The 8,956-nt window shown below is 63.4% G+C and carries 9 protein-coding genes; 3 read left to right on the top strand and 6 right to left on the bottom strand.

Features of this window, described 5'->3' with window-relative positions:
• Positions 1 to 101: 101 nt before the first annotated feature.
• Both nth and K2Z83_RS15210 read right to left on the bottom strand, forming a co-directional pair.
• On the bottom strand, positions 102 to 800 hold the full coding sequence (gene nth / locus K2Z83_RS15215) for an endonuclease III (RefSeq protein WP_220596039.1): 699 nt from the start codon (positions 798 to 800) through the stop codon (positions 102 to 104).
• 248 nt (positions 801 to 1,048) lie between these two features.
• Positions 1,049 to 1,276, bottom strand: a complete 228-nt coding sequence (locus tag K2Z83_RS15210; protein WP_220596038.1) for a helix-turn-helix domain-containing protein — start codon at positions 1,274 to 1,276, stop codon at positions 1,049 to 1,051.
• A gap of 155 nt (positions 1,277 to 1,431) precedes the next feature.
• Here K2Z83_RS15210 and K2Z83_RS15205 point away from each other — a divergent pair, with 155 nt between their 5' ends.
• Entirely contained in the window at positions 1,432 to 2,130 is a 699-nt protein-coding gene (locus K2Z83_RS15205; protein ID WP_220596037.1) for a hypothetical protein, read from the top strand.
• A 410-nt stretch (positions 2,131 to 2,540) separates the two neighbouring features.
• Positions 2,541 to 2,837: a hypothetical protein gene (locus K2Z83_RS15200; protein WP_220596036.1), complete on the top strand. Its 297-nt coding sequence runs from the start codon at positions 2,541 to 2,543 to the stop codon at positions 2,835 to 2,837.
• A 6-nt stretch (positions 2,838 to 2,843) separates the two neighbouring features.
• Here the strand turns inward: K2Z83_RS15200 and K2Z83_RS15195 are convergent, their stop codons facing one another.
• Positions 2,844 to 3,062 carry a helix-turn-helix domain-containing protein gene (locus K2Z83_RS15195; RefSeq protein WP_220596035.1) on the bottom strand — a complete coding sequence of 73 codons (219 nt, stop codon included), beginning with the start codon at positions 3,060 to 3,062 and terminating at the stop codon, positions 2,844 to 2,846.
• Positions 3,063 to 3,164: 102 nt separating this feature from the next.
• Between K2Z83_RS15195 and K2Z83_RS15190 the strand changes: the two genes are divergently transcribed.
• Complete coding sequence (locus K2Z83_RS15190; RefSeq protein ID WP_220596034.1) at positions 3,165 to 3,410, top strand: hypothetical protein; 246 nt, start codon at positions 3,165 to 3,167, stop codon at positions 3,408 to 3,410.
• 159 nt (positions 3,411 to 3,569) lie between these two features.
• Here K2Z83_RS15190 and K2Z83_RS15185 read toward each other — a convergent pair whose 3' ends face one another.
• The 3 genes from K2Z83_RS15185 to K2Z83_RS15175 form a co-directional block, all read right to left on the bottom strand.
• A complete protein-coding gene (locus K2Z83_RS15185) occupies positions 3,570 to 6,434 on the bottom strand; it encodes an ATP-binding protein (RefSeq protein ID WP_220596033.1) in 2,865 nt (954 codons plus the stop codon).
• The gene (locus tag K2Z83_RS15180) at positions 6,431 to 7,234 is read right to left on the bottom strand and encodes a hypothetical protein (protein WP_220596032.1); all 804 of its coding nucleotides are present in this window, start codon (positions 7,232 to 7,234) and stop codon (positions 6,431 to 6,433) included. Before K2Z83_RS15180 ends, K2Z83_RS15185 begins: the two co-directional genes overlap by 4 nt.
• Positions 7,235 to 7,463: 229 nt before the next feature.
• Positions 7,464 to 8,956 (bottom strand): WD40 repeat domain-containing protein (locus K2Z83_RS15175; RefSeq protein WP_370650190.1); only part of this gene is annotated, 1,493 nt, incomplete at its 5' end.

Here is an 8,956-nt window from a genome sequence, read left to right as displayed (position 1 = left end):
GATGCACGCGTGAAGATCGAGGATGCACGCGTGAAGATCGAGGATGCACGCCGTGATCATGGCACGTGGGTATCTACGTTGATGTGGAGTGGCCGGTATGACTACGTCTTCGCATCCCGCCGACTATAGCGTCCGGCCTCCGGCGCAATGCAGTGTTCCAAGACTGGGCAGCTATCACAGTTGGGACGCTCGACGTGACAGCGGGCGCGACCGTGGGCCACGGCGTTGATGTGGAAGCCCAGCCGCTCGCCTGGCGGCAGGGATAGCTCGACCGCCACGTGGGCCGGGCGGCCTAGCTCGGGCGTCTCTGGCGGCACCAAGCCCAGGCGCACCGCCACCCGGTAGGTGTGCGTGTCCACCGGGCAGACATCGCGGCCGAAGGAGTAGCCGATCACACATGTCGCAGCCTTGTAGCCGATCCCCGGCAGGGTCGTCAGGTAGCGCCGCAGGTCGCTGATGGCCCAGGCGCGCATGAATGCCAGGTCAAACCCGCCCCAGTCGCGGCGCAGCCGTGCGAGCAGGGCATGGATGAGCCGGGCCTTCGTGGGAGCCAGGCCGCCGACGGCGATGGCCGCCTCTATGACCGCCACGGGCGCAGCCGCCACGTCCTCCCAGGTCGGCAGGGCCGCGCGTAGGGCGGCGTAGCTGCGCTGGTAGTTCGCCTCGGTGGTCATCGTCGAGAGCAGGATGTAGACCAGCTCATCCACCGGGTCGGCGTGGTTCCCCAGATCTGGCCGGCCGTAGGCCACATCGAGCAGGCGGCAGATCGCGGCGGCGCGAACGAGCGGGCGCTGGCTCATAACAATGGTATCTGCTCAACATCGCTGGGTTTCGCATCAAGCGGTGGGGGGAGTTTTTGTATATGGCCGTGAAGTTGCTCATAGAGCTGCCAGGTGTTATGAAAGCCGCGCCGACGGTTACGGTTATTGCCCCGGAAGATTATCACCTCTATGTTGATCTCCTTACAGATAGCGCACTCACAATAGTCCCATGGTCGCAGGGCCAGTGTCTCGCGGTAATCACTACGGGTGTGCTCCGTCACCTTCCCTTAGTCCTTGATAGCTATATCATCGCGCAGCAAATAATCGGTAGAAACCTCAAACATAATCGCTAATTTCAGAACAACTTCCGTCCTGGGGATTTTTCTTCCGCTTTCAATCTCACTAACTACTCCTTTCGACTGGTCGCTCAGTCCCAGTTTCGTTGCAAGCTCAGATTGAGTTAAGTTTGCTTGTTCCCGTAGACGACGAACTTTTATTCCTAGTAGACGCATCATCAATTCCTTACTACTTGACAATAGAACTATGAAGCAGTAATGTGTTCTCAATTCAAGAACTTGTCACAATGCTCTATGTCTAGGCAACTAAGACGTAGACAGAGGATGGCAATTGGCCGTCTCTTTTTTGGTAGTTGAGTTCTTGAAATGAGAACATGGCAAACAAGTTTGATAGACAGCAAAAATTGGCTCTCTGGAAGTCATTCTGTGATGAGCATAAGGTGGTAGAGCGAGCCGCACCTCTCTTTGTTGAAAGCAACAACCTCGTGCAGACCTTTACACATGGTCAAAACCAAAGAACTATTCTTAAGCGCTCACCAGAAATGGAAGATATAGTTATTACCGAAGCGAATAAGGTAATTGATGACTACAAGATAGGATCAAACAACTATGACGGCTTAATTTACATGATGTTCTGGTCTGAAGAAGACATTGCGGTTCCGTTGTACATCGGAAAAACAGAAAAGATTGGCCGAAAAGGATCCTTATCGGCTAATATTAAAGGTATTCGGTCGACACATCCTTTCTTTTGTAGATGGGGTTATAATTACGAATATCACCTTGGTGATTTAAGCTCTGTCGTTTGTCCTGGACATGATCTAAGAAACCCGCCAAAGAAATATGTGCGGTGGGCTGAAATGCTTTTCTCATCGTATCCAAGTAGCAGTCCAAGCTTAAACCATACAACTTATTTTTGGTGCAAGGCATGGCAGTCATATAAGCCTGGGATATGGAGGGAATATGGCGAAACGTCTTTGACTTTTCTTGAGTATTTACTGATTGGTGTTGCAAGCGACTTATTCCCTCACACGGTTCTTAATACGGAAGGTGTTAACAAACGCCAACAGGAGTGAGAACTTGAAATAAGGCGCTTTTATAAGCGACGCAAGCCCCCTTCCCTACTCGGTTCTGAGTTAGAGAACAAACAGAAACCCCGCTCTTTCGAGCGGGGTTTTTGTTCACGATGAACAACTTGACTGTTTTTGTTGGCGGTGACATCAGTACCATTATATCAGAGAACTAATCCTTAGGGTAGCGGAGAAAGCTAATAGCTCCATTGGCTTATCAGAGTTGCTAGTGACATTTACCTACTCACCATAGGATTACGGATTCGCAGTTCTCCGACCCATTTTCATTATCTGGCTTGATCACTAGTAGAGGCGATCAAGGCGAAACGTGAGCAGACCTTATTCCATAACTGTATTTCTAAGAGTATAATACGCTCGTAGCGCAGCGGTATTTTTCTTCAGGAGCTACGACACCTATGGAATTGAGGCAGCGTCAGGTGTTTTTTGAGTTGGATAACGTGCCACCTGGAACAAAAGTCTTGTCTATTGAAGTCAAGACCCCAAAGGTGTTTCTTGCGACTGACACATACCAGGAGCCGGAAGCGCTTATCTTCGATTGGATAACCGTGTATGTTGAGATTTCCTACGATGAGTGGCTCAGTGCGAAAGACAATCCAGCTCAGGCAAACGCATTAGCACATCAATTCGGTGATCTGGTGCGGCAACAACTTGGCGCGTCTTGGCATCGCTGGCATGATGCCGAACCTGAGTAGACAGATTTAGCCCTCTACATTGAGATCATCCCGCGCAAGCTGATCAACCGTCACCCCGAAGTAGTCCGCAACCTTGACAGCTAGGTCAAGCGAAGGGTATTTTCTCCCACTCTCCAGATCGCCGATAAAGCCGTGCGACTTGAACTCTAGCGCATCGGCCAATTCGCGCATCGTCAGGCCGCGTTGCAAGCGCAGATAGCGTAACTTCTCACCAAACCGACTCATAGAACTCCTATCGATCCCCAAACATGCCATACAGCCTTGACAAGCCATTCAACTCGCGCTAGAATTACGCCAATAGGCGTACAAATGTGAAAGGTGAGCGCGATGGGCACGATGGCACCTGACGAGCTTGCACGGCTTTGGCGACAAGAGAAGATGTCGGTGGAAATGGCTATCGGCCACATCACCCAAAACCTCGTCCAGATTCAGAGCATGATCGACTCGCAGCGGCAACTGCTGCATAGCTCGCTGGAGCAACAGCGTCAACTGCTTCTTACGCTACAGGAAGTGCTGCCGAATGCGGCAGCTTCACCCGCCCCGACGCCGAAGAAGAAGCGCAAAACCTCATAGCCAAGGCTTTGCTACCATTGCTATCGTATGGTAGCGCTTCTATCATAATCTAGGTGTTCAGTACGTCAAGCAAGGATTATCGCTTAGCTGGCGCATGTCCGGCCCGCCCGGTCGCGCTCCTCCAGCTCGCCCACCTCGCGCAGCGCGGCGGCGATGGCCTCATCGAGCGGTCGCATCTCCATCCTCTCCTCCTCCCTTTCTGATCTGCCGCACCGTCTTCAGCAGCGCCCGGTAGCCCGGCGTGGCGGTGAGGGACTTGCCCGCCCCCCGGTAGCGCGCGCGGGCGGCCCGCAGCAGCTCGGACTGGATCGCGCCCACGGTCTCGGCTGCGCCCCAGTAGGGGTGCGTCAGGGCGGGCCGCACGGCGTGGCGCAGCGATTGGTACGTCCATATATCTACGTCTGTCGCCGCCGCTGCCGCGCTCGCCGCAGCAACCTGGCCGCGCAGCGCCATGATCGCTTCTGCATCCACCCCAGCCAGCAGCTCCAGCGCAGCATCCCAGCCCTCGCGCCAGACGACCCCCACCTCGCCGCAGCTCCAGCGCAGCATCCCCAGCTGCCGCCGCAACTCCACGCGGTTCACCCCTTTCTGCGCGTCGAGGTGGCGGGCGCGGGCGGCGAGATCCTCAGCGTCGCGGCGTAGCTCTCCGGCCAAGTCGAGCCGGCGCAGGGCGGAGGCGTAGCGATGGAGGGCGGCGAGCAGGTCGTAGAGCTTCTCGCCGCCAGGGCGCACCCGAAAGGGCGTGGTCTTGAGCGAGGCCAGGGGCAGATCGGCTAGACGCTCCATGGCCACGGCGGGGTCGAAGTCAACCATGGCCGCGTCGCGGCGCTCGCGGTCGAGCAGGGTGTCGCGCAAGGTGAAGGCACCGATATAGAGGCGGCGGAAGATCTCGCGGCGGGCGAGCAGATCGGCCCCCGCCGTGGCGCAGGCCCGCTGCGCGCCGTCCGACCAGGGCGACACGACGCCGCCCGCGTCGGGGCGCAGGTTCGGCGGGCCGTCGAGCGGCTCGCCGCGCAGCCCCGCGATCATGCGCCAGGCGATCAGGATCAGGTGCTCGGCGGACAGGCCGACCTGATCGCGCAGCAGCCGCCGAATATCCGCCTGGTAGGTGTCGAAGTGGCCGCGCGCCCACGCCAGGGTCAGGGCCAGGTTCCGGCAGACCTGCGAGAGCTCGGCGCCGCTGAGCGCCAGGTAGGCCAGCTCCTCCAGGATGGCCCGCTCCTCGGGCAGGCCGCGCACACAGAGCTTCGGCGAGACCTGAGTCACCGGCTGGTCGCCGCTCTCGCGTCCGAGGGCGATCGGGATACGCTCGTCGCCACGGGCGTAGCAGATCTCGGCCCGGCTCAGCGAGAGCGAGTCCGGGCTGCCAAGGGCGCGCGGGTCGCCGATGGCGAGGATGACTCGCTCGACGCCGGCCTTCAGCGTCTCGCGGCTGGGGTAGCGCCCGCCCTGATCGAGCCACTGCTGGAGCTCATGCAGCTCGCGCTGCCAGTCGGCGGCGGGGGCGGGCGCGCCAGCGGCGGGGGCGACGTAGGCGCGGGCGACGCGGATCTGCCCGTCGTGGATCAGATCGGGCGGCACCGGCACGCCCCACAGCTCGGCGATGCGCCGGTCGAGCGTGATCGCGTCGTCGCCGACATGGCCGTACCAGCGGAGCAGGCCGCGCAGGGCGGGGTCAGGCGCATCGTCGGCGAGGAAGAGCGCCGGCGGCGAGAGCAGGTGGGCCGAGCGATCCAGGGCGGCGGGCGGCGGCTCGGGCGAGAGCAGGGCCGCGCCGAGGACGTGCTCCAGGAAGAGGCGCGGCGTCTGGCGCGGGCTGCCCTCCTCGTGGAGCGCGGCGAAGGCCCGCCGCAGGGCCGTCTCGGTGAAGGGGTAGAGCCCGGGGCCGAAGGCGTCGTCGCAGGCGGCGAGGGCGGGGTCGGCCAGGTCGCCCCGGATCGCGCCCAGGTAGCCGCGGGCCAGGTCAACGACCTCGTCGTCGAGGCCGTAGGCCCGGCCCAGGTCATCGGTGAGCACCAGGCGGGCGCGCAGGCGGTGGTGGACGTGGGTCAGGTCGCCGGCGAGGGTGGCCCCGGCGAGCTGGGTGCGCTCGAAGCCGGTGGTCACGCCGATCACCGCGTCGAAGTGGCCGCTGGTCAGGTCGAGCAGATAGTCGAGCAGGCGGTCGCCGAGCACGCGGAAGGCGGTGACATCCTCCAGCAGCAGGAGCGGGCGCACGCCGGAGGCGACGGCGGCGCGGGCGATCTGAGTCAGGGTGTCGCGCAGGTCGCCGAGCCAGAGGGCCTGCTCCAGCGCCAGGGCGACCAGGCGGCGCAGGGCGGGCCAGCTGGATGCGATGGCATCTGCGCTAAGACTCGGCTGCGGGCCGATAGCATCGGGCGCAGGCAGGAGCTGGTGGCCGGTGTCGCCGCGCGCGGCGGCGGCCAGGTGCTCGGCGATCGCGGCGCGTGTGGCTGGGCTATCGAGCAGCGCCTCCCAGGCTGCTGCCGGTGTAAGAGACAGGTCGCCCTGCTCATAGAGCAGCACGGCGGCGGAGAGGGCGACATGGCGGGCCTGGGTAGCGACGGGGGTGCGGCGGAGCAGGGGCGCGCCGGCCATGCCGAGGGCGCGGCGGAGCAGGGCGGCCACGTGGGCGGCGCTGGTCATGCCGCGCGGGATGTGGATGGCCAGGCGGCGGGCGGGCTCGGCGCGATACTCCAGCCACTGGCAGAGCTCGCTCTTGCCGGCGCCGGCCTCGCCGACGATAAAGAACAGACGGTTGTCGGCGTCGAGCGCCCCGGCCGTGATCAGGGTGTAGACCTGCTCCTCGCCGATGAAGCGCCCGGCCAGATCCGCCTCCTTGCAGAGATCCACGCGGATCTGGCGGAAGGGCCGGTGGGTGCGCAGGAAGAGGTCGCGGGCCTTCTGGCGGCTCTCGGTGGTGAGCACCTGGCGGACGCGGGCGGCATCCCAGGGGGCGGGGTAGGGCATAGGAGTATTGCAGATTGCAGATTGCAGATTGCAGATTAGGCGCTGAGCCTTCAAACACGTTTCGTCAGATCAAGCAACTCGACCTGGCTGACCCGACGATCGCCGAGGAGCAGCGAGCGGGCGGCGTCGGCGTGGTGCGTCATGCGGATGTGGCCGAGCCGCTCCATGGCCAGCAGGGTCTGGGCGAGGCCCCGGTGGACACGCCCGCGCGCGGTGAAGCAGGCGAAGAGCTCGGCGTCGATCAGGGTAAGGGCATCCGCGAGGAGGGGAGTCGATTGCGTGGATGCCCAGCGCAGCGCGTCCAGTACCAGGCCCGGCTGGGGGACGATCAGCAGATCGGGCGAGCGCTCGCTGCGACGGACAAGGCCGACGAAGGCGGAGAGGTGCGCCCAGAGCGCGAGCTTCTCGCCGGTCCAGGCGAAGAGGTCGCGCAGCGGGCCGCGCTCCATCTGGTCGCGCAGGGCCTGGGGCGTGATCGCCAGGGTGTCGTCGCTCACCAGCTGGCGGTGGACAAGGGCGATCGCGCGCTGGCGCCGCTCGGGGTGGGCGGCGAGGTGGTGGCTCAGGAGCAGCCGGAAGGGCGCGCCGGGCAGGCGCGGCGCCGCCGTGTGGCGGCGCGGGCGGCCCCTGGCCTCGATGAGGCCGGCGATGGCGAGGAAGCTGAGGGCCTCGCGCAGCGGCGCGTCTGCGAGGTCGTCGGGCGAGTCGCCGGCGCCGGCGGCGCACAGCGCGGCCCGCAGGTCGTCGAGGGTGGCCCCGGGCCGCGAGGCGATGGCCGCGTAGAGCTGGGCGAGCTCCGGGCCGCGCAGGGGGATGTGGCTGATCAGCAGCCGGCCGGCGGGCGTGGCGGTCATCGTGCGCTCCTGTTCACGGGTGGAGAACAGTATAGCACAAGGGCGTCTGGATCACGAAAGACGCGAAACAGAGCGGGAGGCGCGAACGCGGAAGGGGGGAAGACGCGAACGCGGAGGGGCTCCTTAGTGGGTGCAAAAAAGCGCCGGCCAGGGAAGATCCTGGTCGGCGCGTGTGTGTCACTGCTTGTTGGATCAGCGTAACGCGCGGGTGGTGTGGATTGTGTACCGCCTACTTGGACAGCTGCTCCCAGCTGTATATCGGCGGGCACACACGCTTGTTGTAATCGAAGGCTAGCGGCGTGGGCACCTGGAAGCGATCAATCTCCTCCTGGGTGAGCCCACGTCCCACCTGGCAGGCCGCTGCCCGGCGCAGATCCTTGCCGGAGACAAGATACTGCCGCGCCGTGCGATCTTGTGAGGCGGTGAGGATGCGGGTGCCGTCTGGGCTGAACACCGCGCTGTTGACTCCATCCGTGTGGCCAACGAGGGTGGCAAGCGGCTGGCCCTGGGCATCCCACAGCCGCGCCGTGCGATCTTGTGAGGCGGTGAGGATGCGGGCGCCGTCCGGGCTGAACACCGCGCTGTTGACTCCATCCGTGTGGCCAACGAGGGTGACAAGCGGCTGGCCCTGGGCATCCCACAGCCGCGCCGTGCGATCTTGTGAGGCGGTGAGGATGCGGGCACCGTCCGAGCTGAACACCGCGTTATTGACCCCGGCCATGTGGCCGGAGAGCGTAGCCAGGAGCTTCCCGCTGGCGTCCCACAGCCGGGCGGTGCGATCTTGTGAGGCGGTGAGGATGCGGGTGCCGTCCGGGCTGAACACCGCGCTCGTGACCCAGTTCGTGTGACCGGTGAGGGTGGTGATCAGTTTGCCGGTGGCGTCCCACAGCCGCGCCATCTTGTCGGTGGAGGCGGTGAGGATGCGGGTGCCATCCGGGCTGAACACCGCGCTATTGATATCTACACCGAACGTGTGATCTGCGAGGGTGGCGAGGGGCTGGCCGGTGGCGTTCCACAGCCGCGTCGTGCCATCATATGAGGCGGTGAGGATGCGGGTGCCGTCCGGGCTGAACACTGCGCTCGTGACCCAGCTCGTGTGGCCGGCGAGAGTGGCCAGAGGCTGGCCGGTGGTGGTATCCCACAGCTGCGCCGTGCCATCATACGAAGCGGTGAGGATGTGCGTGCCGTCCGGGCTGAACACCGCGCTATTGACCCAATCAGTGTGGCCTCTGAGGGTAGCGAGGGGCTGTCCGGTAGCGTCCCACAACCGCGCCGTGTCATCATATGAAGCAGTGAGGATGCGTGTGCTGTCCGGGCTGAACACTACACTTGTGACTACGCTTGTGTGGCCGGCGAGGGTGGCGAGCGGCTGGCCTATCGTGTTCCACAGCCGCGTTGTACCATCATATGAGGCAGTGAGGATGCGTGTGCCGTCCGGGCTGAACACCGCGCTCGTGACTACGCCTGTGTGGCCTCTGAGGGTGGCGAGGGGCTGGCCGGTGGCGTCCCACAGCCGCGCCGTGCCATCTCGTGAGGCGGTGAGGATGTGCGTGCCGTCTGGGCTGAACACCGCGCTATTGACCCAATCAGTGTGGTCAGTGAGGGTGGCGAGGGGCTGGCCGGTGGCGTCCCACAGCCGCGCCGTGCCATCTCGTGAGGCGGTGAGGATGTGCGTGCCGTCTGGGCTGAACACCGCGCTATTGACCGCACTCGTGTGGTCAG

The organism is Oscillochloris sp. ZM17-4 (assembly GCF_019599295.1).
Lineage (GTDB): Bacteria > Chloroflexota > Chloroflexia > Chloroflexales > Chloroflexaceae > Oscillochloris.
This window is presented reverse-complemented; position numbering and strand designations above follow the sequence as displayed.